The sequence below is a fragment of the Candidatus Tisiphia endosymbiont of Neophilaenus lineatus genome (assembly GCF_964264975.1).
Taxonomy (GTDB): Bacteria; Pseudomonadota; Alphaproteobacteria; order Rickettsiales; family Rickettsiaceae; genus Tisiphia.
Map to the genome: position 1 here is coordinate 375,335 of NZ_OZ183649.1, position 23,761 is coordinate 399,095.

Annotated in this window: 27 protein-coding genes; 10 read left to right on the forward strand and 17 right to left on the reverse strand. The window is 34.3% G+C overall.

Features of this window, described 5'->3' with window-relative positions:
* Positions 1–98: 98 nt before the first annotated feature.
* The 6 genes from ACFE3K_RS02305 to ACFE3K_RS02330 form a co-directional block, all read right to left on the reverse strand.
* Positions 99–1,772, reverse strand: a complete 1,674-nt coding sequence (locus ACFE3K_RS02305; protein ID WP_375359454.1) for a peptidoglycan D,D-transpeptidase FtsI family protein — start codon at positions 1,770–1,772, stop codon at positions 99–101.
* Between the two features lie 183 nt (positions 1,773–1,955).
* The gene (locus ACFE3K_RS02310) at positions 1,956–2,366 is read right to left on the reverse strand and encodes a hypothetical protein (protein WP_375359202.1); all 411 of its coding nucleotides are present in this window, start codon (positions 2,364–2,366) and stop codon (positions 1,956–1,958) included.
* Positions 2,356–3,309 carry a 16S rRNA (cytosine(1402)-N(4))-methyltransferase RsmH gene (gene rsmH / locus ACFE3K_RS02315; protein WP_375359203.1) on the reverse strand — a complete coding sequence of 318 codons (954 nt, stop codon included), beginning with the start codon at positions 3,307–3,309 and terminating at the stop codon, positions 2,356–2,358. Before rsmH ends, ACFE3K_RS02310 begins: the two co-directional genes overlap by 11 nt.
* Complete coding sequence (locus tag ACFE3K_RS02320; protein ID WP_375359204.1) at positions 3,306–3,764, reverse strand: division/cell wall cluster transcriptional repressor MraZ; 459 nt, start codon at positions 3,762–3,764, stop codon at positions 3,306–3,308. Before ACFE3K_RS02320 ends, rsmH begins: the two co-directional genes overlap by 4 nt.
* A 349-nt stretch (positions 3,765–4,113) precedes the next feature.
* Complete coding sequence (locus tag ACFE3K_RS02325; protein WP_375359205.1) at positions 4,114–4,584, reverse strand: transposase; 471 nt, start codon at positions 4,582–4,584, stop codon at positions 4,114–4,116.
* On the reverse strand, positions 4,578–5,078 hold the full coding sequence (locus ACFE3K_RS02330; RefSeq protein ID WP_375359206.1) for a helix-turn-helix domain-containing protein: 501 nt from the start codon (positions 5,076–5,078) through the stop codon (positions 4,578–4,580). The genes ACFE3K_RS02325 and ACFE3K_RS02330 overlap by 7 nt, the downstream gene beginning before the upstream one ends.
* A gap of 225 nt (positions 5,079–5,303) precedes the next feature.
* Between ACFE3K_RS02330 and gyrA the strand changes: the two genes are divergently transcribed.
* Positions 5,304–7,994: a DNA topoisomerase (ATP-hydrolyzing) subunit A gene (gyrA, locus tag ACFE3K_RS02335; protein WP_375359207.1), complete on the forward strand. Its 2,691-nt coding sequence runs from the start codon at positions 5,304–5,306 to the stop codon at positions 7,992–7,994.
* Positions 7,995–8,064: 70 nt separating this feature from the next.
* Here gyrA and ACFE3K_RS02340 read toward each other — a convergent pair whose 3' ends face one another.
* Complete coding sequence (locus tag ACFE3K_RS02340) at positions 8,065–8,784, reverse strand: IS6 family transposase (protein WP_375359455.1); 720 nt, start codon at positions 8,782–8,784, stop codon at positions 8,065–8,067.
* 47 nt (positions 8,785–8,831) lie between these two features.
* Between ACFE3K_RS02340 and ACFE3K_RS02345 the strand changes: the two genes are divergently transcribed.
* Together ACFE3K_RS02345 and ACFE3K_RS02350 are read left to right on the forward strand one after the other, a co-directional pair.
* Positions 8,832–9,332, forward strand: coding sequence for a helix-turn-helix domain-containing protein (locus tag ACFE3K_RS02345; protein ID WP_375358453.1), 501 nt, complete (start codon positions 8,832–8,834; stop codon positions 9,330–9,332).
* Entirely contained in the window at positions 9,326–9,886 is a 561-nt protein-coding gene (locus ACFE3K_RS02350; protein WP_375358342.1) for an IS630 family transposase, read from the forward strand. Before ACFE3K_RS02345 ends, ACFE3K_RS02350 begins: the two co-directional genes overlap by 7 nt.
* Here the strand turns inward: ACFE3K_RS02350 and ACFE3K_RS02355 are convergent.
* Positions 9,883–10,104, reverse strand: coding sequence for a helix-turn-helix domain-containing protein (locus tag ACFE3K_RS02355; protein ID WP_375359208.1), 222 nt, complete (start codon positions 10,102–10,104; stop codon positions 9,883–9,885). The two genes, ACFE3K_RS02350 and ACFE3K_RS02355, sit on opposite strands and share 4 nt — an antisense overlap.
* A 289-nt stretch (positions 10,105–10,393) precedes the next feature.
* On the opposite strand from ACFE3K_RS02355, the gene truB reads away from it, so the two are divergent.
* From truB to ACFE3K_RS02375, 4 genes are all read left to right on the forward strand, one after another.
* Entirely contained in the window at positions 10,394–11,335 is a 942-nt protein-coding gene (gene truB, locus ACFE3K_RS02360) for a tRNA pseudouridine(55) synthase TruB (RefSeq protein ID WP_341747983.1), read from the forward strand.
* Complete coding sequence (gene rpsO, locus ACFE3K_RS02365; protein WP_341747982.1) at positions 11,313–11,582, forward strand: 30S ribosomal protein S15; 270 nt, start codon at positions 11,313–11,315, stop codon at positions 11,580–11,582. Before truB ends, rpsO begins: the two co-directional genes overlap by 23 nt.
* 65 nt (positions 11,583–11,647) lie before the next feature.
* Positions 11,648–13,897 (forward strand): polyribonucleotide nucleotidyltransferase, encoded by a 2,250-nt coding sequence (gene pnp, locus ACFE3K_RS02370; RefSeq protein ID WP_375359209.1) that lies wholly within the window; start codon positions 11,648–11,650, stop codon positions 13,895–13,897.
* A 293-nt stretch (positions 13,898–14,190) separates the two neighbouring features.
* On the forward strand, positions 14,191–14,556 hold the full coding sequence (locus ACFE3K_RS02375) for an N-acetylmuramoyl-L-alanine amidase (RefSeq protein WP_375359210.1): 366 nt from the start codon (positions 14,191–14,193) through the stop codon (positions 14,554–14,556).
* A gap of 611 nt (positions 14,557–15,167) precedes the next feature.
* Here the strand turns inward: ACFE3K_RS02375 and ACFE3K_RS02380 are convergent.
* Positions 15,168–15,911, reverse strand: coding sequence for a lysophospholipid acyltransferase family protein (locus ACFE3K_RS02380; protein ID WP_375359211.1), 744 nt, complete (start codon positions 15,909–15,911; stop codon positions 15,168–15,170).
* A gap of 95 nt (positions 15,912–16,006) precedes the next feature.
* Between ACFE3K_RS02380 and trpS the strand changes: the two genes are divergently transcribed.
* The gene (trpS, locus tag ACFE3K_RS02385) at positions 16,007–16,996 is read left to right on the forward strand and encodes a tryptophan--tRNA ligase (protein WP_375359212.1); all 990 of its coding nucleotides are present in this window, start codon (positions 16,007–16,009) and stop codon (positions 16,994–16,996) included.
* 26 nt (positions 16,997–17,022) lie between these two features.
* Here the strand turns inward: trpS and lpdA are convergent, their stop codons facing one another.
* From lpdA to ACFE3K_RS02405, 4 genes are all read right to left on the reverse strand, one after another.
* Positions 17,023–18,420: a dihydrolipoyl dehydrogenase gene (lpdA, locus tag ACFE3K_RS02390; RefSeq protein ID WP_375359213.1), complete on the reverse strand. Its 1,398-nt coding sequence runs from the start codon at positions 18,418–18,420 to the stop codon at positions 17,023–17,025.
* A gap of 461 nt (positions 18,421–18,881) precedes the next feature.
* Positions 18,882–19,442: an IS630 family transposase gene (locus tag ACFE3K_RS02395; protein WP_375359214.1), complete on the reverse strand. Its 561-nt coding sequence runs from the start codon at positions 19,440–19,442 to the stop codon at positions 18,882–18,884.
* Complete coding sequence (locus ACFE3K_RS02400) at positions 19,436–19,636, reverse strand: helix-turn-helix domain-containing protein (protein ID WP_375359215.1); 201 nt, start codon at positions 19,634–19,636, stop codon at positions 19,436–19,438. Before ACFE3K_RS02400 ends, ACFE3K_RS02395 begins: the two co-directional genes overlap by 7 nt.
* Before the next feature lie 38 nt (positions 19,637–19,674).
* Entirely contained in the window at positions 19,675–19,851 is a 177-nt protein-coding gene (locus ACFE3K_RS02405; protein WP_375359216.1) for a helix-turn-helix domain-containing protein, read from the reverse strand.
* Positions 19,852–19,944: 93 nt separating this feature from the next.
* Here ACFE3K_RS02405 and ACFE3K_RS02410 point away from each other — a divergent pair, with 93 nt between their 5' ends.
* Both ACFE3K_RS02410 and ACFE3K_RS02415 read left to right on the forward strand, forming a co-directional pair.
* Positions 19,945–20,487, forward strand: coding sequence for a transposase (locus tag ACFE3K_RS02410; protein ID WP_375359217.1), 543 nt, complete (start codon positions 19,945–19,947; stop codon positions 20,485–20,487).
* A gap of 332 nt (positions 20,488–20,819) precedes the next feature.
* The gene (locus tag ACFE3K_RS02415) at positions 20,820–21,125 is read left to right on the forward strand and encodes a hypothetical protein (RefSeq protein ID WP_341755193.1); all 306 of its coding nucleotides are present in this window, start codon (positions 20,820–20,822) and stop codon (positions 21,123–21,125) included.
* A 46-nt stretch (positions 21,126–21,171) separates the two neighbouring features.
* Here ACFE3K_RS02415 and ACFE3K_RS02420 read toward each other — a convergent pair whose 3' ends face one another.
* The 4 genes from ACFE3K_RS02420 to dapA all read right to left on the reverse strand — a co-directional run bounded on the left by ACFE3K_RS02420 (position 21,172) and on the right by dapA (position 23,755).
* Entirely contained in the window at positions 21,172–21,399 is a 228-nt protein-coding gene (locus tag ACFE3K_RS02420) for an HU family DNA-binding protein (RefSeq protein WP_375359218.1), read from the reverse strand.
* A 3-nt stretch (positions 21,400–21,402) separates the two neighbouring features.
* Entirely contained in the window at positions 21,403–22,317 is a 915-nt protein-coding gene (gene sppA / locus ACFE3K_RS02425) for a signal peptide peptidase SppA (RefSeq protein WP_375359219.1), read from the reverse strand.
* A gap of 96 nt (positions 22,318–22,413) precedes the next feature.
* On the reverse strand, positions 22,414–22,872 hold the full coding sequence (smpB, locus tag ACFE3K_RS02430) for an SsrA-binding protein SmpB (RefSeq protein WP_375359220.1): 459 nt from the start codon (positions 22,870–22,872) through the stop codon (positions 22,414–22,416).
* Positions 22,859–23,755 carry a 4-hydroxy-tetrahydrodipicolinate synthase gene (gene dapA, locus ACFE3K_RS02435; protein ID WP_375359221.1) on the reverse strand — a complete coding sequence of 299 codons (897 nt, stop codon included), beginning with the start codon at positions 23,753–23,755 and terminating at the stop codon, positions 22,859–22,861. Before dapA ends, smpB begins: the two co-directional genes overlap by 14 nt.
* Positions 23,756–23,761 lie beyond the last annotated feature (6 nt).

The following is a 23,761-nucleotide window of genomic DNA, read 5'->3' on the forward strand; positions in this document are numbered from 1 at the left end:
AATATATAAAGTATATATTAACAAAAGATATTTAGCAAAGAAAAAATATCATCAGTTGGAATATGGTTTAGATAATTGACACTATTGCAGAAAAAATATTATAACCCCTCCTCTTTTTCAACTGGCTCTATTCCATATAGTGCTACCATTCGCTCAAGAACTCTTCCAACAGCAGGAGCTGCAGTCCAGCCAGCAGTAGCAAAGCCAAATGATTCTTTTGTTCCTTTTGGTTCATCAAACATTATAAAAATAATATATTGGGGATCAATGGCTGGTAATAAACCTAAAAATGATGAAATTCTGCTATTTTTAAGATATTTTTTCTTGCTATGCCCATCTGAAGTTAATTTTTCAGCAGTACCAGTTTTACCACCGACAAGATATCCTTTAACATCGGCTCTACGTCCTGTCCCTTCTTTTACCACCAAACGAAATAACTCTCTCATTTGTTTAGAGGTTTTCTCACTAAAAACACGCGTGCCAACAAAACGCTCATCGCACCTTTTGATTAAAGTCAGATCATATAATATCCCTCCATTTACTATTGGCAATACTGCTTGCATAAAGTGTAAAGGGCTAATTGAAATGCCATAACCATAGGCCATGACAGCAGTAGTAAGATCACTCCACCTCTTGTCAGATGGAAACAAAGGAGTACCTCTCTCTGGTAACTCAATTTTAAGCTGATCTAGTAAACCTAATTTCTTTAAATAATTTTTAAAATCATTCTTTCCAACTTCAAGCATAATTTGACTAACACCAATATTCGACGAATGCAAGAAAATTTCTGGAACACTGTGCCACCCTTGCCTTGGATGATAATCTTTGATATTAAACCCCCCTACCTTCATATAGCTAATATCATAAGCATCATTCATTGCTATAGCATCAGTATCAAAAGCTACGGCCATAGTCAAAGTTTTAAATACAGACCCCATCTCATAGATACCAAGACTTGCCATATTAAATAGCTCTTCTGGCTTTGCTCTACTCGGATAATATGGGTTAAAATCCGGCTTACTAACAATAGCTAAAATCTCACCATTATTAGGGTTGACAATTATTCCTACTGCTCCTATTGCACTAAACTCCTTTAACGTCCTATCTATTTCTTCACTTAGAATATTTTGTAATCTTACGTCTATAGATAGTTCAAGAGGTTTTTTAAGTTGATCCGGCTGTATAAAGTCAGAATTAGTTAGAAACTTATCATAGGTTTTTTCTAACCCAGCAAGACCAACCAAATCCCTACCCACATATCCTATAATATGTGACAATAAATTGGAAAAAGTATAGATTCTTTTTTGTTCTTGTTCAAAACTAAAACCTGGCATTCCCAAATTTGATATCGCTTCTTGCTCTTTTGGCAATAAATCCCTTTTGATCCATACAAAACTTTTGTTACTTTGTAACTCTGCAAGTAACTTCATTTTATCAATCTCAGGCAAGATATTGGATAATCTTTCTAAACATTGCGAAGGATTAATTACTTTCTGTGGATTAGCAAACAATGAGGAGGAAGGTAAATTGACTGCTAATAAGTTACCATTACGATCTACTATCTCTTTCCTAAAGTCACTATTTTTTACTTGATATTCTAGCTTAACATAGCCATTGGTCGCAACAATTATTAAGCGATATAATAAACCACAAAAAAATATAGCAAAACAACAGCTAACTATTAATAATCTGATTTTGGTATTGTTAGCACCTACATCCCATAAAATAATACTACTAAAATTTCTTTTCATTTTAGTTAGAATATTTTTTATAAATGCTAATAAAAATATATTATTATCCATCTACATACTGCTGCTAATTGCTTACTAGTATATCATTCTGCAAAAGTAGCAGATATATAATACTGAATAGTCTTACAAGGTATTTTTTCAGATTCCGCACCGAAACAAGATAACATCTTTTTTGCCATGTAAGTACTATACTAATGTTGATTTTCATCGAATATACTCTGATTTTCTAGTTGAAACGGTTTTTATGTATTTATTATTAGCAATTGTTTTATAACGCCACTTAACATTGGTTTTACTAAAATATGAACCACCTACTTCGTTAGACTTTGCATATTTCTTACTCTCAGGTAGCAAAGGATCACTAATTATTTGCTTAACTTTAACAGTATCTAATTGTAAATAAAGTGATGCTAATTTTCTTAGTCTAGCAGGAGAAGTAAGGTATGATTGTTCGACTTTTAACACGTGAATTCTATCACTCTCACCAGTCAACTGTTTTGAAACCTCTCCAAGCTGATAATGCAAGGCAATAACCTGATCTTTAACTCTAAATAATCCATAAATAGAAAAAATTATAGTACATACAGTTATACAACTAAATATTCTAACTACCATATGTAGTACCATCTATTTTTTGTCCAGCCCTTAATTTTGCAGATCTTGCTCTTGGATTAAGTGCAACTTCCCTAGACGATGGACATAATGGTTTTTTTGTAAGAATTTTAAGCCATTCCTTAGAATTTTCTTCGGCTAGAATTTTTGCCGCATATTTAGACCTAGCAACTAATTTAGCAGAATTTGCTTTTAAAAAATTTTTAACAATTCGATCTTCTAATGAATGAAATGAGACAATTACTAGGCGACCATTTGGTGCTAAAATATTCTTGCTATTACTTAGAAACCTTTCTAATTGCCCCAATTCATCATTGATGTAAATACGAATTGCTTGAAAAGTCTTAGTAGCGGTATCAATTTTACCTTTGCGAAAACCTATACTACTACGAACAATATGGGCAAATTTTGCTGTATTGGTAATAGGCTCTAATAACCTGTGTTCTATAATATTTTTAGCGATTCTTCGAGAATAAGATTCATCACCATATTTATAAATCACATCAGCTATTTCTTGTTCATCAGCCTTATTTATAAAATCTGCAGCACTATATCCCGTACTGCTCATCCTCATATCAAGTGGACCATCATGAGTAAAGGAAAACCCTCTATCTCCAGAATCAAGTTGCATAGAAGAAACCCCTAAATCCATAACTATGCCATCAAATTTCAACGAACCTAATTCTGAAAAGCTTTCAGCAAAACCTGTCTGAATAAATCTCACTTTACCAGGATAATAATTTATCAATTGATTGGCGTAGGTTATAACATTTGGATCACGATCAATTGCCACTAATTGACAATTACAACAATCAAGTATCATCCGACTATAACCACCAAAACCAAAAGTACAGTCCAGATAATTCCCCCCATCTTTAGGACACAAGACTTTCTTAACTTCATTTAACATAACAGCTGTATGAGATGAGGCGGATTCTTGTATCATATATCCTTATTGATATTCTTAAGAGTTAAACGGTTATCTTGAGCAATTTGCCGAGCTGAAGAAAGATACGTTTCAAAATTTTGTGGCTGCCAAATTTCAAAGACCAATCCCTTCCCTACAAAGCAAGCTTGATCTGATATACCAGCGTGATCCATTAAAGATTTAGGTAGAATCACCCTTCCCTCACTATCAAAACTAAGCTGGATAGCTTCACCAAGAATGATCGTTTCGAAAGCATCTCGCTCCTCAGAATAGGGATCTAAGGTTTGGATTATTTGACTTAGCTCCTCAAGCCTCTTCAAACTACAGCCTTCAATGCACTTATTTCTAAAAGACGGATAGGCAATAATCCCATTAAATGACTGACTAGACAAAGCTAATCTATAGCTGGCAGGTATCGAAACCCGACCTTTCTTATCAAGATTGTTTATATATTTTGATAAAAAAATATTCATTTACCCTTTACCTTTCAATAATTACCACATGGGGTATCAGATCCCAGCCTACACTGAGATGACAGCAAAATTGCTTAAATATTATCCCATAATTAAGTTATAACTAATTTTTGGTTATAATTGGGATAACTTGGGATTATATGGAATTTTTAGGATATTGTACTATAATTATAGAGTCAAGAAGGTTTTAAACAGTTGATAAACAAATTACAAATTTTTATCTATTGTGACTTATTTGACGTATATATGTGATTCAAAGAATTAATAAAAAAATATTTAAAAAAAGTGGATGACGAGTATTAGTGCAGAGAAAAACTTTACTATAATTATATTATACCAATTGCAATAATTAACACGGTGTATTTATCCAATCTCTATACATAATTGATTTTACTAAATCTACATTATGAGCAAGTTGATTCCAAGCGTAACAAGCCATAGTAACGATATCTTCATATACACCATAACATTGGTTAGACAAGAAATGATTTTTAATCCATTCCCAAACTTGTTCCATTGCATTAAGTTCCGGTGCATAGGGCGGAAGCGGTATCAAAGTGATATTGCTTGGCACAGTTAGTTTTTTGGCTGTGTGCCAACCTGATGGTAAAATTAATGCACAAGCTTCTCCTGTCTCATGGCAAGCAGCTCCGTAAATATATGTTGAAATAAATTGCTGTTGCCGAACTTTACGGGGTCTAGTGCCACGCTTAGCACATATACGAGTTAAGCTACCTTGTTGCCCAACTCTAGTTTCATCCTGAGACCATATATCAACTTTACATCTATCGATATTTTTTGCTAATAATTTTGTTAACATGTCTGGAAAGTTTTTTTATATCTATTTTGAGTCTCTTGATTTGATTTTGGATGCATTGAACGAGAAGTAATCCAGCTAAAACCAAGGCGGTTCATAGTATTGTAGACTGTTTTTAAAGCACATTTAGCACCATATTCCTCAACTAACATGATATGTAGCTCCTTTCCAGTTATATACCCACCAGTTTTACTTTCACTGAGCGTATTGATTTTATCAAAAATAGCAGACTCTTGTATAGTGTTAATCTTCCTAGGGGCACCGCTTCTTTGTGATTCAAATAATCCTTCAAAACCATGATTCCTAAATCTTCTGAGCCATGATTGCACGGTTTTCCAGTGTGACTTCACTATTTCAGATATGGCTTTAAAAGATTTGCCTAATTGAAGGTGATACATCGCCAATAAACGTATACGATTTCGACCATGCGGCTCATGTTTCATCATTTTTATAAAATCATGACCATGAAAACCTTGGGGTAATATTAACCTAGCCATTTGAGTACCTTTTATCAGTTAAAAACCCATCTTAGACCACTGCGTTAATTATTGCAATTGGTATAACTTGACGGTGCCGGGGAATCTGTTCTTCGGGTTATAGCTATACTTGGAAAAAAATAGCTTTTCCAGCTAGTCTACGCTCATTCAGCAATAGATTTTTTTCTGAATATGTAATATACTTAAACTATTCTAATATTACTTTAATAAATGTAGGTTCTAACTGTGACTAATTTAGATCGTCAAAACTTAATATCTATTAGCATTGAAGATGAGATGAAAGGCTCTTACTTAGATTATGCTATGAGTGTAATCGTCAGTAGAGCCATTCCAGATGTACGTGATGGTCTGAAGCCAGTGCATCGCAGAATCCTTTATGCAATGTATGAAGCATCTAATTACTTTAACAAACCTTATCGTAAGTCAGCAAGAACTGTCGGTGATGTGATGGGTAAATACCATCCGCATGGCGACGCTGCAATTTATGACTCATTAGTGAGAATGGCACAGGATTTCTCTTTAAGATTACCGCTCGTTGATGGGCAGGGTAATTTTGGTTCAAGAGATGGTGATGCTGCCGCTGCTATGAGGTATACAGAGTCAAGACTTGCTAAAGTTGCTCATACATTGCTTGAAGATATTGATAAAGAAACCATTGATTTTACGCCAAATTATGATGGTTCTGAAAAAGAACCATTGGTATTACCATCAATGTTTCCCAATCTCTTGGTGAACGGAACTAATGGTATTGCTGTTGGCATGGCTACCAATATTCCCCCTCATAATCTTGGAGAAATAATAGATGCTTGTTGCCTATATGTTGATAATAATGATGTAGAAATATTAGAACTTATGTCAGTAGTTAAAGGTCCTGACTTTCCTACTGTTGGTATCGTACTTGGTACAAGCGGTATGAGGTCAGCTTATTTAACAGGTAGGGGTAGTATTCTAACTAGAGGACGTAGCGAAATTGAAGAGATTGCTAATAATAGACAGGCTATTATTATTACAGAAATACCATATATGGTTAATAAAGCTAAATTGGTTGAGAAAATTGCCGAACTGGTCAAGGAAAAACGTATTGAAGGTATCAGTGATCTTAGAGATGAATCAAATAAAGATGGTATTCGAGTAGTAATTGAAATAAAGAAAGATGTTGTAGCAGAATTGGTGCTAAATCAAATATATTCCTATACTCAGCTGCAAACTAGTTTTGGTGTGATTATGTTAGCTCTAAGAGATGGGCTACCAGAAGTTATGAACTTAAAAGAAGTGATAGCTGCTTTTGTCAATTTTAGAGAAATAGTAATAACTCGCAGGACGATATATTTGTTAAATAAGGCTCGTGATAAGGCACATATTTTATTGGGACTAATGATTGCTGTTAGTAGTATTGATGAGGTTATTAGAATAATTAAATCTTCAAATGATCCGGCAAGTGCTAAAGAGCAACTAATGCAAAGAACTTGGGATGCGTCATCTATACTAGATCTAGTAAAACTTGTTGATGATAGAGCAATGATAGCAGATGATGGTAAATGTTATTTTACTGAAACACAAACAAAAGCAATTCTTGAAATGCGATTGCAACGTTTAACTGCTATGGAGAAAAATAAATTAGAAAATGATCTTGCAGAACTAGCTACGGAGATTAGGGGGTATACTGACATTCTAGCATCACGTGAGAAACTTCTAGATATCCTAAAAAATGAGTTAATTAGAATCAAAGATGAATTCGCTACTCCCCGCCTTACTAGCATTGAATTAGGTGACTTTGATCAAGATATTGAGGATCTTATCCAAAGAGAAGAAATGGTTGTGACCGTGACATTGGGCGGTTATATTAAACGCGTACCTCTTGCTACCTATAGAGCACAGAAACGAGGAGGAAAGGGAAGGGCAGGGCTGTCAATGAGAGACGAAGATATTACCACTCAAATATTTGTTGGCAGTACTCACACACCGATGTTGTTTTTCTCAAATACCGGGCAGGTATACAGCTTAAAATTATATAAACTGCCACTTGGTAATCCTCAGAGTAAAGGAAGACCAATAGTCAACATTTTACCTTTAAAAGAAGGAGAACGTATAAATAATATTATGCCATTGCCTGCAAATCAGGATGAGTGGGATAATTTGAATATTATTTTTGCTACAAGCCAAGGTAACATTAGAAGGAATGATTTATCAGACTTTAAACGTATTCAATCAAATGGTAAAATTGCTATTAGGCTTGATGATAATGACCATTTAATAGATGTTAAAGTTTGTAAGGATGAAGACCATGTTTTACTGGCAACCAAAGCTGGTAAAGCTATAAGATTCCCAGCTAGTTCAGTTAGGGTATTTAAAAGCCGTACTTCTGATGGTGTAAGAGGTATGAGGATTGCTGCTAGTGACTACGTTATCTCTATGACAATATTAAAAGGCATAGCATGTACAATGGATGAAAGGGAAGCTTATTTATCAATTCCTATAGAAAATAGGTTGTTAATCGCTGATGGCAAGGAATTCACTCCGGAAGAATTTGGTGTACAGTTAAATAAAGAACAGATTTTAGAAATGGCTATTTCAGAAGAATTTATTCTTACTGTTAGTGAAAATGGTTTTGGAAAAAGAAGTTCTGCATACGAATATAGGATTACTAACCGTGGTGGTAGCGGTATTGTTAATATGGATGTGTCTGATAAAACTGGATTAGTTGTTGGAGTAATGCCGGTTGATATGTCTGATGAGTTGATGTTAATTACTAATAATGGCAAACTAATTAGGTGTAAACTTGAATCTGTACGTATAACTGGTCGTAATACTAGTGGTGTAATATTATTCAAAACCGAACAAGGAGAAAAAGTAGTTTCTACCGCATTGATTGCTGATAGCCCTGAGGAAGAGGTGGATGTGGATATACTCGAATGATAATATATAATCTGAGTTGGCACCGTCAAGTTAAGTAAAATAGTATCAAAAAGAGCTATATTTTTAGATTTCAGGCAGCAAGAAGTCTTTGAGTGGCTTCGTCCAAAATGGATTTAGCTGATGCAAATGCAATTCTTTGCTCAATTGCTGTTTTACTATATCTTCCAACATTTACGGCAAATATATTTCTGACTTTTCCCATCAGTGATAATTTACAGTGGGCTGAATTAGGATGCTTAAATTTAATTAATATCTTCTCGTTGCGCCTAGTTGGTTGATGAGCATTCTCAACACGATTATTTAGTCTTTTATGAGTGCGATGCTCAGTTTTAGGGCACATAAGCTTAATCGGCTTAATGTAACTTCTGAGCTTATCAGTAACAATTACTCTTGGAGCTGGATAATGACCCAATAATTTTGATAAAAAACGAATAGCTGATTTTTTGTTACGACGCTTCTGCAGTAATACTTCTAATTCATGCCCCTCAGAGTCAACAGCTCTCCATAATATAAATACCTCGACTTTAATCTTAATATTCATCTCATCTAAATGCCATTTATCAGTTGGTTTCCTCTCTCGCTTGCTGATAACATCTTGAAAATAAACCGCAAATTTATTGCACCAAAATCTTACTGTCTCATGACTTAAAATAATACCTCGATAGGCCATCTGTTCTTGTACATCTCTGTAACTATTATTGAATCGATGATATAACCATACTGCATGGCTAATAATGCTTACTGGAAAACGATGTCTCTTTGGGGATTGAATAATACCAATTGCAATAATTAACGCAGTGGTCTAAGATGGGTTTTTAACTGATAAAAGGTACTCAAATGGCTAGGTTAATATTACCACAAGGTTTTCATGGTCATGATTTTATAAAAATGATGAAACATGAGCCGCATGGTCGAAATCGTATACGTTTATTGGCGATGTATCACCTTCAATTAGGCAAATCTTTTAAAGCCATATCTGAAATAGTGAAGTCACACTGGAAAACCGTGCAATCATGGCTCAGAAGATTTAGGAATCATGGTTTTGAAGGATTATTTGAATCACAAAGAAGCGGTGCCCCTAGGAAGATTAACACTATACAAGAATCTGCTCTTTTTGATAAAATCAATACGCTCAGTAAAAGTAAAACTGGTGGGTATATAACTGGAAAAGAGCTACATATCATGTTACTTGAGGAATATGGTGCTAAATGTGCTTTAAAAACAGTCTACAATACTATGCACCGCCTTGGTTTTAGCTGGATTACTTCTCGTTCAATGCATCCAAAATCAAATCAAGAGACTCAAAATAGATATAAGAAAACTTTCCAGACATGTTAACAAAATTATTAGCAAAAAATATCGATAGATGTAAAGTTGATATATGGTCTCAGGATGAAACTAGAGTTGGGCAACAAGGTAGCTTAACTCGTATATGGGCTAAGCGTGGCACTAGACCCCGTAAAGTTCGGCAACAGCAATTTATTTCAACATATATTTACGGAGCTGCTTGCCATGAGACAGGAGAAGCTTGTGCATTAATTTTACCATATGCAAACACACAGGCAATGAATAAATTCTTAGAAGAGCTTTCTCGCAGTATTCAAGGCAACCGACATATAGCTTTACTAACGGATAATGCAGGTTGGCACACAGCCAAAAAACTAACTGTGCCAAGCAATATCACTTTGATACCGCTTCCGCCCTATGCACCGGAACTTAATGCAATGGAACAAGTTTGGGAATGGATTAAAAATCATTTCTTGTCTAACCAATGTTATGGTGTATATGAAGATATCGTTACTATGGCTTGTTACGCTTGGAATCAACTTGCTCATAATGTAGATTTAGTAAAATCAATTATGTATAGAGATTGGATAAATACACCGTGTTAATTATTACAATTGGTATTAATCTTCCTAGGGGCACCGCTTCTTTGTGATTCAAATAATCCTTCAAAACCATGATTCCTAAATCTTCTGAGCGATGATTGCACAGTTTTCCAGTGTGACTTCACTATTTCAGATATGGCTTTAAAAGATTTGCCTAATTGAAGGTGATACATCGCCAATAAACGTATACGATTTCGACCATGCGGCTCATGTTTCATCATTTTTATAAAATCATGACCTTCAAAACCTTGCGGTAATATTAACCTAGCTATTTGAGTACCTATTTATCAGTTAAAAACCCATTTTATAACACCGTGTTAATTATTGCAATTAGTATAATATATAGTTAGCCTATCATTTCTATTTTATCATAACATTCTATATATAAAATATATATTTTGATATACAAAGTGCTTTTTTGTAAGAAAAACAGTGTTTTTTTCATAGGATAGGATTATGCTAAGATTTAAACTACTCTTATGCTAACAATATTCGTAAATAACCGAACAAATGACGTTTTACCTTAATAATTGCTGGCTTAATATTTATAAACCTAAAGGCATAAGCTCAGCAAAGCTTGTTTCTATCATTAAGAAAAACCTTTTAGGGGCTAAAGTTGGTCATTGTGGGACTTTGGATGTTGAAGCTGAAGGTGTATTACCTTTGGCAATTGGTGAAGCAACAAAACTAGTACGAGTTCTAGTAGATGCAAAGAAAACTTACATTTTTACGGTACAGTTTGGTAGGCAAACTGATACAGCAGATGCTTCAGGAAAAATAATAAAGGTTACTGATAATATTCCTACTTCAATTGATTGCCATAATATATGTAAAAAATTTATAGGTACAATAAAACAACGTCCTCCTGCCTTTTCTGCTATAAAAGTTAACGGTATTAGATCTTATAAGTTAGCACGAGAAGATTTGGTAGTAGAATTAACTCCTCGAAATATTGAAATATATAATTTAGAATGTCTTAATTTCAATCACCAAAATAATCAAGCTACCTATAAGGTTGAATGCTCTAAAGGGACTTATGTAAGGACTCTAGCAGAAGATATTACTTTATCCTTGCAAAGTTTAGGATTTGTGGTAGAATTACAGCGTACTAAAGTTGGAATATTTGCAGCATGCAATGCTATTAAATTAACAGAACTTGATATACAAAAGCAAGAAATGAAACAGTTTCTTGCAGAAAAAGCTATAAAGATTGAAGCAGTACTGGACGACATCCTGGTGCTTGATGCTACTACTGACCAAGCTAAGAAAATCATTCATGGTCAGAAATGCTATTTTGATTATCCTGAAAATATTGAATTAATTTGGATTCGGTATCATGACTCTCTCTTAGCAATTGGTAGCTTGAGTGAAAATTGCTTTAATTCTTTCCGAGTATTTAACCTAATAAAAATAAACGTGGAGATTAATGATGTCGATTACAGCACAGCGTAAGCAGCAATTAATTACAGAATATGCTACTAAAGAAAACGATACTGGTTCTAGTGAAGTGCAATGTGCAATTCTAACTGAAAGAATCAATAACTTAACAGGGCATTTTAAAACTAATCACAAAGATTATTCTTCGAGAAGAGGATTATTGATGTTAGTTGGTCGTAGGCGTCGATTGTTGGATTATATCAAGAAGCAAAGTCTAAGCAGATATTTGTCGTTGATTAATAAACTAGGAATAAGAAAGTAAAATAAAGCCCGGTTAAAAAATCAAAATTTTAGCCGGGTTTTTTGTTCATTAAATAAGGAATAAGAATGTTTGAAGAAATAACAAAAACGATAGAATTAGGTGGGAAACGACTAGAATTAACTACTGGTAAAATTGCTCGTCAAGCTGATGGAGCAGTTATGGTAAAAATGGGAGGAAGTGTTTTATTATGTACTGCCGTGAGTAGCAAAGAAGTAAAAGAAGGGATAGGATTCTTTCCTCTTACTGTACACTACAAAGAAATGGCATTTGCTGCTGGTAAAATACCTGGAGGATTTTTTAAAAGAGAAGGTAAAGGGTCAGCAAACGAAATATTAGTCTCACGCTTGATCGATAGACCGATTAGACCATTATTCCACCCAGCCTTTCTTAATGAAACACAAGTAATTTGTACTGTTCTTTCATACGATCCTGAATGTAATACGGGTATATTAGCAATTATTGGAGCATCGGCTGCATTGGCTTTGTCTAATGCACCCTATCAAGATATAGTAGCAGCTAGCAGAGTTGGTTTGATAAATGATCAATTCATATTAAACCCTTCATTTAGTCAATTAAAGGATAGTAAATTAGACTTAGTAGTGGCAGGCACTAAGACGTCAGTTATGATGGTTGAGTCTGAAGCTGATCTATTGTCCGAAGAAAAAATGTTGGAAGCTATTGAGTTTGGTCACAAGGCATTACAGCCTGTAATTGAATTGATTAATGACTTAGTAAATATTGCTGGGAAACCTAAATTACAGCTTACTGATTTATTCCCTACTAGCTTAAAGGAACAAATTAGAAGCATCGCATCAGAAGATATTCAGCATGCTTTTTCTATCAAATCAAAACAAGAAAGGGTCTTAGCGGTAAAGCATGTTTCTGATATAATTAAGCGACATTTTGCCGAAGATATTGCTAATAATAATCTTACTAATGCTCAGATTGAGTTCGCTCTTAAAGAAGTAGAATCAGAAATATTACGGCAAAACGTATTAAAGAGTAATATTCGTATCGATGGTAGAAAACCGGAAGATATAAGAAACATAGCTTGTGAAGTGGCTTTGTTGCCAAAAACACATGGTTCAAGCTTGTTTACTAGAGGAGAAACACAAAGTTTAGTAGTTACAACACTAGGTACTGGTCAAGATGAACAAATTGTTGATAGTTTAGACGGGGAATATAAAGAGCGTTTTATGCTTAACTATATTTTCCCTCCTTATTCAGTAGGCGAAGCAACCCCAGTAAGAGCTCCTGGTCGCAGAGAGATAGGTCATGGCAAACTAGCATGGAGAGCCATTAACCGTATGTTGCCAACTAAAGAACAGTTCCCTTATTCTATTAGAGTAGTGTCAGAAATTACCTCCTGTAATGGATCATCATCCATGGCTACTGTTTGTGGTAGTTCCATGGCTCTTATGGATGCTGGAGTACCGATCAAAACTCCTATAGCAGGTATTGCTATGGGTTTGATAAAAGAAGGTGATAAGTTTGTAGTATTATCCGATATTATGGGGGATGAAGATCATCTTGGAGATATGGATTTTAAAGTAGCTGGTGGTACACACGGCATAACCGCATTACAAATGGATATAAAAATATCTGGAGTAACGTTTGAAATAATGAAGCATGTTTTAGTTCAAGCAAAGCTTGGTCTTGTTCATATTTTACAAGAAATGGATAAGACTATTAATAAAACCAATAACCATATTAGCCAGTATGCACCTTGTATTCAAAGTTTTAAAATTGATAAAGATAAAATTAGAGACGTCATAGGACCGGGTGGCAAAGTAATACGCGAAATTTGTGATATGACATCGGCTAAAATTGACATAAGCGACGATGGCAATGTAACTGTTTCGGCTGTAGGCAAAGAGAAGCTAGATATGGCTGTCGAAAAAATTAAGTCAATTGCTTTTGATCCTGAAATAGGCGGCATATTCAATGGAACTGTTGTTAAAATATTAGACTCTGGAGCATTTATCAATTATTTAGGTAATCGTGATGGATTCATCCATATTAGTGAAATCTCAAAGGAACGTATTGAGTCTGTATCTAGTGTTTTAAAACATGGGGATATAGTAAAAGTTAAACTTATTGGTTTCGACAATAAAGGCAAAGCTAAATTAACCATAAAAAATATCGATGCTGAAATTACTCGGGACGTTACAACTAATCAAAAATCTGAGTCTTATAAAGATAACAGCGATAATAATGGTAATAAACGCGAATATGCAAAGAAATGGCAAAATAACAAAACAGCCTCCTCTAATGAAGATGAAGTTGTAACTAAGGAGCGTAAGTATTTTAACTGATTAAGGTATTGACTCAATAAAAATACAATGTTACAAATATTAAGTACTAGATTGTTATATCTAGATATAACAATCTAGTGATTCTACACTCAACAATTTGGCTGTATATTATTGTTCAGCGTAAATATAATTAGGTTAAAATTATTTAATGGAGGTTGTAATGAGTAAAAATAATGGTGTTAGCACTACTAATGATAGTAAATTTTCTGCACCTAGAGAATCGGGAGTAGAACGCAAGTTGTGTGGTACTAACCTATTCTGTTTGTGAAACATTAAATTCTGCAATAGAAACTATGCAATATAATGGAACAAGTGTACATTACAAGATAGATATAGAACCAAACAAAAAAGCAGAGCAGCAATACCAAGACCATAATCACTTAGAATCAAAAACCTTTTATGCCGGTAAGAGTAGTTGGAAAGGGCAAGAAAAGGTTAATGACTTTGGTATAGGCATTATGCTTATTAATAATGCAAAAAGTGCTTTTACAGACTCTCAAATAAATAAATTAATAGAATTACTTAAAGATATCACAGTTAGATACCCAAACTTGAATCTTGAGGAGAATCTTGTAGGGCTTGGTGAAGTTGCTGAAAGGCATGTAGCACCCGGGAAAATTCTTCCCTTGGAAACAACTTGCAGATGCTGGCTTTGGTAAATTTATACCTACTACGAAAGAACAAGCAGAAAAGATATTAATACGAAAAGATGATGAAGGTCAAAAAGTCTCTCATGTTCAAACACAGTTAAAATACCATGGTTATGGTATTGAAGTTGATGGAAAATGTGGTGATAAAACCGCCACTTGGTTTGAGAAATTTAATACACGTTATGTTCCTGAACAATCCCCTCCAAATGAGTGGAGTGAGGCAAGTCAATTGGTTTTAGATGGACTTCACCCTGGTCATATAACTTTAACAGGTGTTGTTGATCTTGAACATGTTGCTTAATCAGAATTGCTGTAATAAAAAATGTTCTTAGGGGTGATGTCACCGCCATTATGTCATCCCAGCGAAAGCTGGGATTTCAAAAACCTTTAAGTCTAAGGTGTTTTTGTGTTTTTAGATTCCCACCTATGAGTCATTGCGAGCGAACGTACGTGAGCGTGGCAATCTATGAAGCTTGTCATATGGATTGCTTTTCGTCGACCTACGGTCTCCTCGCAATGACGGTTTTTTAACTTTCAACAGTTGTGGGTGTCATCCCTGTTCCTTCGGAAGTATATTCTTCTGCTTGCTCGCCCCTCATTTTCAAATCTAATTCTTTAAATCATTTGAGTGTACCAGCTTGTTCAAATAATACTTGCTTTTCAGTATTGATTACCTGTTCTATCTTACTTGTCAATTCTCGAACATCAGATTGCTCTATTTCCTCTATCGGGATAACATCAATAATCTTTACTTGGATTACCCCTGGTTTCTTAATCCAAAAACCCTTTGGCCAGTATACCCCTGCATTGTGAGCCATCATCACGATCGGTACTTTTGCTAGTGATGCTAATTTTGCTGCACTGGGTTTAAATTTAGCATTTTGTTCTGGTTTGAATCTAGTAGATTCAGGGAAAATAACCAACCATAAACCACTTTTTATCTTTTCTTGTCCTTCTCTTAAAATTTGACCAACTGAAATATTGGCATTACGATCTACGGCAATTGGCTTAACCATTTCCAATCCCCAACCGAATAATGGGATATTAAATAACTCTTTTTTTAATACCCAAGAATGTTCAGGTATAATTAATTGTACAAATATTTGTTCCCAGCATGATTGGTGATTAGACAATACTATAGAAGGAAATGAAGGCAATTTATCTAGACCAGAAACTTGGTATTTTAAACCACAAAAGATTCTAGCCAGCCAAATAAATACATAGGAGAAAATAACTCCAATCCTGTAACGTATATAATAGTTGACATTAAAAAATGTCACGGGTATGTAACATATAAGGAAGAATGTAATGGTAAATATAGCAAGTAATGCATAAAATGTTAATACTCTTAAACGCCAAAACATAGTTGGTTAATCTTAGTTGTTAATAATTAATGGGTACAATAGCATAAAATTGCGTCTACATATAGATATAATTAGTAATTATTCGGGGAAATTAAATGAAAAAAACAGCTCTATCCGGATGTCAAGTGACCGGGACTCTGCATTTAGGAAACTATCTTGGTTCAATATCTAATTGGCTTACGATTCAAGATGAGTACAGTTGCTTATTCTTTTTAGCTGATTTGCATTCTATTACTATAGATCGTTCACCTATAGAGCTAAATTCTTCTATATTGCAAACTGTTGCTATGTATATAGCAACAGGACTTTTGCAGGAGAAAACCACTATATTTGCCCAAAGTATGGTGAAGGAGCATACTGAACTTGCTTGGATATTAAATTGCGTTACTCCGCTTGGTTGGCTTAAACGGATGACTCAGTTTAAAGACAAAGCAGGAAAAGACCAGGAGAGTGCTGGTTTAGGATTATTGTCTTACCCAGTATTGATGGCGGCTGATATATTATTATATAATGCTGATATAGTACCCGTTGGCGATGATCAAAAACAACATTTAGAACTTACTAGAGATATTGCGGCTATCATCAACAGGAAATTCAATCAAGATATCCTAAAATTACCTGAGCCATTAATTCAAGGTTCATCAAGAATAATGAGTTTAAAAGATGGTCGTAAAAAAATGAGTAAATCTGATCCATCTGATTTATCTCGTATTAATTTAAATGATAGCCGGGATCAAATTTACCAAAAAATTAAAAAAGCTAAAACCGATCATTTAGCTGAGATTAGTTATGATCCTCAGAATAGACCGGAAATCAGCAATTTAATTAACATTTATTGCAGTTTATCTGGTAGTAATGTTGACACAATAGTTAATCAATACCAAAATACCGGTTTTGCTAAATTTAAGGATGATCTAGCTGATATTATCATCACAACTCTAACTCCCATTAATACCAAATATGCAGAGTTAATGAAAAACCAAGATTATCTGATAACTACACTACATGAAGGAGCGGATAAAGCTAGAATTACTGCTGCTAAAACTCTTACTGAAATCAAAAAATTATTTGGTTTTGTTGTGTAAAAACCAATTACTATTTAAACAGCTTACTAAAAATTAATACTCCTCCTATCCACAGCCAAAGCCGCTTCCTTTATGCCTTCACTCAAGGTAGGATGGGCGTGGCAAGTTCTTGCTATATCTTCTGAAGAAGCACCAAATTCCATAAATGCTACAAGCTCTGCAATCATAGTACCAGCTGAAGAACCTATAATATGTGTTCCAAGTACTTTATCCGTTACGCTATCAGCTAATATTTTTACCATCCCATCAGTAGAGCCTGTGCTTCTCGCTCGACTATTTGCCAAAAACGGAAATTTACCAACTTTGTAATCAATCTTAGCTTCTTTCAATTGTTCTTCTGTTAAACCAACACTTGCCACTTCTGGATAAGTGTAGATAACACTTGGAATAAGATTATAATTAACATGACCTGCTAAGCCTGCCATAATTTCAGCGGCAGCAACAGCTTCCTCTTCTGCTTTATGAGCAAGCATAGGACCAGCAATTACATCACCGACAGCATAAATATTCGGAATTATTGTTTGGAATTGGCTATTCACCGTAATTCTATTTTGTTTGTCCGTTTCAATAGCTAATTTATCTAAACCTAAATCTGTTGTATGGGCTTTTCTACCAACAGCCAATAACACTATATCAGTAGTTATTTGTTGCACTGAGTTATCGGCTGTTTGTTGTATATTCAAAATAACTTTTCCTGCTTTTTTTTCAGCAGACAGCACCTTGGTATTTAAGCACAATTCAATAGATTGCTTTTGCAGGATTTTGGTAAATTGACCGATAATCTCTTTATCTAAAGCTGGCACAATACTTCCAGCATATTCAATAACCGTTACTTTAGAACCAAGCCTATTCCATACCGAACCAAGCTCTAAACCGATATAACCACCACCAATCACTACCATAGTTTCTGGCACTTTAGCAAGACTCAAAGCTCCCGTTGATGAAACTATATATTCCTCATCAACAACAATATTGGGCATTTCAATAATATCAGAGCCAGTAGCAATTAAAATATTCTTAGTCGATATCTGTTCAATTGATGTACCATTAGTAATCTCCACAAGATTGGCTGAAATAAATTTGGCACTTCCTGTAAATTTAGTGATTTTATTTTTTGCAAACAAGCTTTCTATGCCTTTGCATAAGTCTGATACTATCTGACTTTTTTTAGTCATCATTTTTTGTAAATCAAGTTTGGCTGAGGTCATAATACCAATATCGGCACAATGGTTCAATACTTCATGATATTTCTCAGAGAAATTTAGCAATACCTTGGAAGGAATACAGCCAACATTTAGGCAAGTACCACCAAGCGTCACCCTTTTCTCTATACAGGCAACCTTCATACCCAACTGGGCTGCTCTTATTGCTCCTGTATAACCAGCAGGACCACCACCAATCACTATTAAATCAAATTCTTGCATATATTTTCCCTTACTTATAATAATTAATGGCATTATAAACCATAAATATACGAACACTAATAGCTAATTTGAATTTAATTCAATTATTTTTTGATTATTTTATTGTAGTAAATATACTGCTCGTAAATGAAGAGTTGGTAGATGAAGGTCAACTTCAAGAAGAGCTAGGAGTGTCAAAGTCGAGCAGCGGAGCGTACATTAGTACGTGAGCAGCGGAGATCTTTAGACACGACAACGCCAATTCTTGAAGTTCACCGAGTATATTGGCAGAGTTGATGCTTTATGGTCAAAAGTGAAACTAGTACTACAACCATTTAGTTCATTTAGTTTACCTATTAAAATATCAGCAAAATCTGTATTACAGTTCTCATAGGCACCGTCAAGTTAAGTAAAATAGTATCAAAAAGAGCTATATTTTTAGATTTCAGGCAGCAAGAAGTCTTTGATACCAATTACAATAATTAACACGGTGTATTTATCCAATCTCTATACATAATTGATTTTACTAAATCTATATTATGAGCAAGTTGATTCCAAGCGTAACAAGCCATAGTAACGATATCTTCATATACACCATAACATTGGTTAGACAAGAAATGATTTTTAATCCATTCCCAAACTTGTTCCATTGCATTAAGTTCCGGTGCATAGGGCGGAAGCGGTATCAAAGTGATATTGCTTGGCACAGTTAGTTTTTTGGCTGTGTGCCAACCTGCATTATCCGTTAGTAAAGCTATATGTCGGTTGCCTTGAATACTGCGAGAAAGCTCTTCTAAGAATTTATTCATTGCCTGTGTGTTTGCATATGGTAAAATTAATGCACAAGCTTCTCCTGTCTCATGGCAAGCAGCTCCGTAAATATATGTTGAAATAAATTGCTGTTGCCGAACTTTACGGGGTCTAGTGCCACGCTTAGCCCATATACGAGTTAAGCTACCTTGTTGCCCAACTCTAGTTTCATCCTGAGACCATATATCAACTTTACATCTATCGATATTTTTTGGTAATAATTTTGTTAACATGTCTGGAAAGTTTTTTTATATCTATTTTGAGTCTCTTGATTTGACTTTGGATGCATTGAACGAGAAGTAATCCAGCTAAAACCAAGGCGGTGCATAGTATTGTAGACTGTTTTTAAAGCACATTTAGCACCATATTCCTCAACTAACATGATATGTAGCTCCTTTCCAGTAATACTAATTGCAATAATTAACACGGTGTTATAAAATGGGTTTTTAACTGATAAATAGGTACTCAAATAGCTAGTAATCCTTCAAAACCATGATTCCTAAATCTTCTGAGCGATGATTGCACAGTTTTCCAGTGTGACTTCACTATTTTAGATATGGCTTTAAAAGATTTGCCTAATTGAAGGTGATACATCGCCAATAAACGTATACGATTTCGACCATGCGGCTCATGTTTCATCATTTTTATAAAATCATGACCTTCAAAACCTTGCGGTAATATTAACCTAGCTATTTGAGTACCTATTTATCAGTTAAAAACCCATTTTATAACACCGTGTTAATTATTGCAATTGGTATTATCAGAAAGCGAGAGAGGAAACCAACTGATAAATGGCATTTAGATGAGATGAATATTAAGATTAAAGGCGAGGTATTGATATTATGGAGAGCTGTTGACTCTGAGGGGCATGAATTAGAAGTATTACTGCAGAAGCGTCGTAACAAAAAATCAGCTATTCGTTTTTTATCAAAATTATTGGGTCATTATCCAGCTCCAAGAGTAATTGTTACTGATAAGCTCAGAAGTTACATTAAGCCGATTCAGCTTATGTGCCCTAAAACTGAGCATCGCACTCATAAAAGACTAAATAATCGTGTTGAGAATGCTCATCAACCAACTAGGCGCAACGAGAAGATATTAATTAAATTTAAGCATCCTAATTCAGCCCACTGTAAATTATCACTGATGGGAAAAGTCAGAAATATATTTGCCGTAAATGTTGGAAGATATAGTAAAACAGCAATTGAGCAAAGAATTGCATTTGCATCAGCTAAATCCATTTGGGACGAAGCCACTCAAAGACTTCTTGCTGCCTGAAATCTAAAAATATAGCTCTTGTTGATACTATTTTACTTAACTTGACGGTGCCGCTAATAATTATGAAACTAACCCTACTTCTATATCAAGGCATTTTCTACTTACATCTAGACCTATTATTTTATTCATGATATAATCTCCTTCTTCTTATTGTGCAAGGCTACTGTATTTCAAGCACCTTCTGCAATTTGTTCAAAGCAAACCTTGTAAGAGGGTACTTATTCTGTGAACAACTATTTCTGTCTAGAACCTATCAAGTCACCCTCTTATAACTACTTATAACATGTTTTTAAGATATAAGAGCCTAATTTGAGTAAGTAAAAAGTCAAAATATGCCAAATCCAATAACTTACACAATAGAAAACTTAAGCGATGCACGAGAGTTCTTATCCAAATTCCATGAGCCGGTTATTTTAACTAACAAAAGTGGTAGCACGAGATATTACGGTATGCTAGTGTGGGATTATATTTTTAAAAAACTAATTGAAGAATTTCCCCAAATCGTAAAAATTATTGTTAATGTAGGAAACGATCACGCAGCTTTATTTACTGCTATCAAACTTAATTACCAAAATATAGTTTATACTGGTAAATCAGCAGAGGCTAGGAAGTTGGCTTTGGCTAATAGTATAACATGAGAACGCGAATTCGGGATAAAAATTATTCCCTCCCTTTTCCAAAAGCCTAGCGATGTCCACGATAATAGATAGTTTTATATGACCGCTCACTATTGGGAAATTTCCACTCCCTAATTGAGAAGCTACCGAAGCCTCTAATTTCAATACGATTTTGCTCAGCGAGGCTAAACTGTAAATAATCAAATACCAAATCTATAGAATCTTTTATATCTTCCTCAGAAAGATAATTAAGTTCCTTAGATATTTTATCCACTAAATCAGACTTTCTTGCCATAAATTAAAAAATTGCTTTTATTCCTTGAAATTTATTTTTAAAAAAACTTGGTAAAACACTATCAAAATCCTCCATAATAATTTCAAGAAATTTTGATTTCGGTTTTATTTTAAATTCTTTTACCTTCAAATCTTTATCAATTTTTTTGACTTCCTGTAACCATTTAATCGCATCATCCTCAGAACCCACAGCATCAACAAGTTTTAGTTTCAAAGCTTGGCGACCAGAATATATCCGACCATCAGCTATTTTTTTAACTTCTTCAATTGCTAATCCCCTTCTTAAAGCAACGAGTTCAATAAAATAATCATAAGTATCCTGTACATTAGACATTATAGCTTGACGAACAGCTTCTGTAACTTTCTCAGTAGGATTAGGAGCAGCTTTTAATTCCCCAGATTTAAAATTATTGAAGGTAATACCTAGTGTCTTTGCTAAATCTGTTACTTCTAGAGTTTGGAAAATCACACCAATGGAACCAGTAATCGTTCCATTATGACTAATTATGTAATCCCCTCCTAATGATATCAAATATCCTCCACTCGCTGCCAATGTACCCATAACAATCACTACCGGTTTTTTTGCTGATATTTTTCTGAGTATATTGTAAATTTTCTCTGATCCAACCACAGTTCCACCAGGAGAATTAACATTAACAATTAGAGCATTAATCTTATCATCATCAATGATTTTCTCCAATCTTTTATCACGTTTTGTATCCTCAAAAATTATATCTTCTATTGAAACTGCAGCTATATAGTTACTATTAGTAGTTACATATTCAGAACTTGGCAAATTAAATTTCTTAATCATAACAACAATTAAAACTATAAACATTAAAATTGTTGCTAACTTCCACAGCCTTAATTTTAATTTATTTTGTTTTCTTTCAATTATGTAGTCAGGAGTTATTGTCATTAACTTTACCTATTTGTTTATATGGCAGTATAATGGGTGCTTTAGGCTCTAAGAAGTTAAGGTGCTGTAGAGTGTCGCATAAAAATTATTTTTATCCTACTTCGCACGCATAATCCGTCCCTGATCCCTATTCCAATCTTGTTCTTTAATAGACTGTCTTTTATCATGTAATTTCTTACCTTTTGCTATGCCTAACTCAACTTTTACTTTATTTTTTTTATTGAAATATAAAGAAAGAGCAACAAGAGTGTAGCCTTTTAGGCGAATTTTACCAATTATTTTCTTTATTTCACTAGAATTAAGAAGCAACTTACGTGTCCTTCTAGTAGAATGATTAAATCTGTTAGCTTTGTCATATTCCGCAATATGACAATTATACAAAAACACTTCGTTTGCCGAATTTTCGGCATGACTATCTTCTATACTAGTTTTGCCTTGACGTAGCGATTTAACTTCACTCCCAGTTAATATTATGCCAGCTTCAATTTTTTCTTCAATAAAGTAATTGAAATATGCCTTCTTATTTTGAGCTATTACTTTTTTATATTCCGACATAGTCCATAGCTTTATTTATTTTCTCCTCAGTGACTTTGCCAGCTGAAGTTAAAGGAAGCCGTAACTCATTAGAACATAACCCTAATCTTGCCACAGCATATTTTACCGGTATTGGATTGGATTCTGCAAATAATGCCTTATATATAGGCAATAATTGCTGTTGAATTTGCAGAGCTTCTTGGTAAATACCATCACGACAATTATCCTGTAACTTCTTGCACAAGCTAGGCGTAACATTAGATGCAACAGAAACGCACCCTACTCCCGAATGAACATTATAAGATAAAGCTAATTCATCATTACCACACAATAAATTAAAACCTTTGCTTACAGCAGCCTTAATTCTCAAAGGACGTTCTAAATCATTACCTGCATCTTTAAAAGCTACAATACGTGGTAGTTTACTGAGCCTAACTATCGTGTCATCTGAAAAGTCAACCACAGTTCTACTAGGTACTGAATACAGCATTATGGGCAAATTACTTGCCCTATCTATAGAAGCATTATGTATAGCTTCAAAATGTAAATAAATTCCTTCTTGCATGGGTTTTACGTAAGAAGGAATACTACACATAAACCCATCAACTGAAATTTTTGTGCATATTTGTATCATATCTACAGCAGTGCTGGTAGTCATAGCTGAACAACCTGCTATTATTTGGGTACGGTTTTTAGTAATTTCTACAGCTATTTCTAACAAAGATTGATATTCCTGTAAACTTAAGCTAGGACCTTCACCAGTAGAACCAGCAATCACTACTCCATCAACTTTATTATCAATTTGATAGTTAAGTATTTTCTCCAAAGAAACAAAATCTAATTTATTATCCTTAAACGGGGTTATAATGGCTGTAATAAGCCCTTTAAATATATTATTGTTCATCGCATC

Coding starts and splice junctions, on each gene's coding strand:
- ACFE3K_RS02375 (WP_375359210.1), top strand. CDS start 14,191: ATGCAATATAATGGAACAAGTGTACATTACAAGATAGATATAGAACCA.
- dapA (WP_375359221.1), bottom strand. CDS start 23,755: ATGAACAATAATATATTTAAAGGGCTTATTACAGCCATTATAACCCCG.
- ACFE3K_RS02380 (WP_375359211.1), bottom strand. CDS start 15,911: ATGTTTTGGCGTTTAAGAGTATTAACATTTTATGCATTACTTGCTATA.
- pnp (WP_375359209.1), top strand. CDS start 11,648: ATGTTTGAAGAAATAACAAAAACGATAGAATTAGGTGGGAAACGACTA.
- ACFE3K_RS02405 (WP_375359216.1), bottom strand. CDS start 19,851: ATGATGAAACATGAGCCGCATGGTCGAAATCGTATACGTTTATTGGCG.
- sppA (WP_375359219.1), bottom strand. CDS start 22,317: ATGACAATAACTCCTGACTACATAATTGAAAGAAAACAAAATAAATTA.
- trpS (WP_375359212.1), top strand. CDS start 16,007: ATGAAAAAAACAGCTCTATCCGGATGTCAAGTGACCGGGACTCTGCAT.
- ACFE3K_RS02415 (WP_341755193.1), top strand. CDS start 20,820: ATGCCAAATCCAATAACTTACACAATAGAAAACTTAAGCGATGCACGA.
- smpB (WP_375359220.1), bottom strand. CDS start 22,872: ATGTCGGAATATAAAAAAGTAATAGCTCAAAATAAGAAGGCATATTTC.
- ACFE3K_RS02320 (WP_375359204.1), bottom strand. CDS start 3,764: ATGAATATTTTTTTATCAAAATATATAAACAATCTTGATAAGAAAGGT.
- rpsO (WP_341747982.1), top strand. CDS start 11,313: ATGTCGATTACAGCACAGCGTAAGCAGCAATTAATTACAGAATATGCT.
- ACFE3K_RS02330 (WP_375359206.1), bottom strand. CDS start 5,078: ATGGCTAGGTTAATATTACCCCAAGGTTTTCATGGTCATGATTTTATA.
- ACFE3K_RS02345 (WP_375358453.1), top strand. CDS start 8,832: ATGGCTAGGTTAATATTACCACAAGGTTTTCATGGTCATGATTTTATA.
- ACFE3K_RS02395 (WP_375359214.1), bottom strand. CDS start 19,442: ATGTTAACAAAATTATTACCAAAAAATATCGATAGATGTAAAGTTGAT.
- ACFE3K_RS02325 (WP_375359205.1), bottom strand. CDS start 4,584: ATGTTAACAAAATTATTAGCAAAAAATATCGATAGATGTAAAGTTGAT.
- rsmH (WP_375359203.1), bottom strand. CDS start 3,309: ATGATACAAGAATCCGCCTCATCTCATACAGCTGTTATGTTAAATGAA.
- ACFE3K_RS02355 (WP_375359208.1), bottom strand. CDS start 10,104: ATGATGAAACATGAGCCGCATGGTCGAAATCGTATACGTTTATTGGCG.
- ACFE3K_RS02350 (WP_375358342.1), top strand. CDS start 9,326: ATGTTAACAAAATTATTAGCAAAAAATATCGATAGATGTAAAGTTGAT.
- truB (WP_341747983.1), top strand. CDS start 10,394: ATGACGTTTTACCTTAATAATTGCTGGCTTAATATTTATAAACCTAAA.
- lpdA (WP_375359213.1), bottom strand. CDS start 18,420: ATGCAAGAATTTGATTTAATAGTGATTGGTGGTGGTCCTGCTGGTTAT.
- ACFE3K_RS02420 (WP_375359218.1), bottom strand. CDS start 21,399: ATGGCAAGAAAGTCTGATTTAGTGGATAAAATATCTAAGGAACTTAAT.
- ACFE3K_RS02310 (WP_375359202.1), bottom strand. CDS start 2,366: ATGGTAGTTAGAATATTTAGTTGTATAACTGTATGTACTATAATTTTT.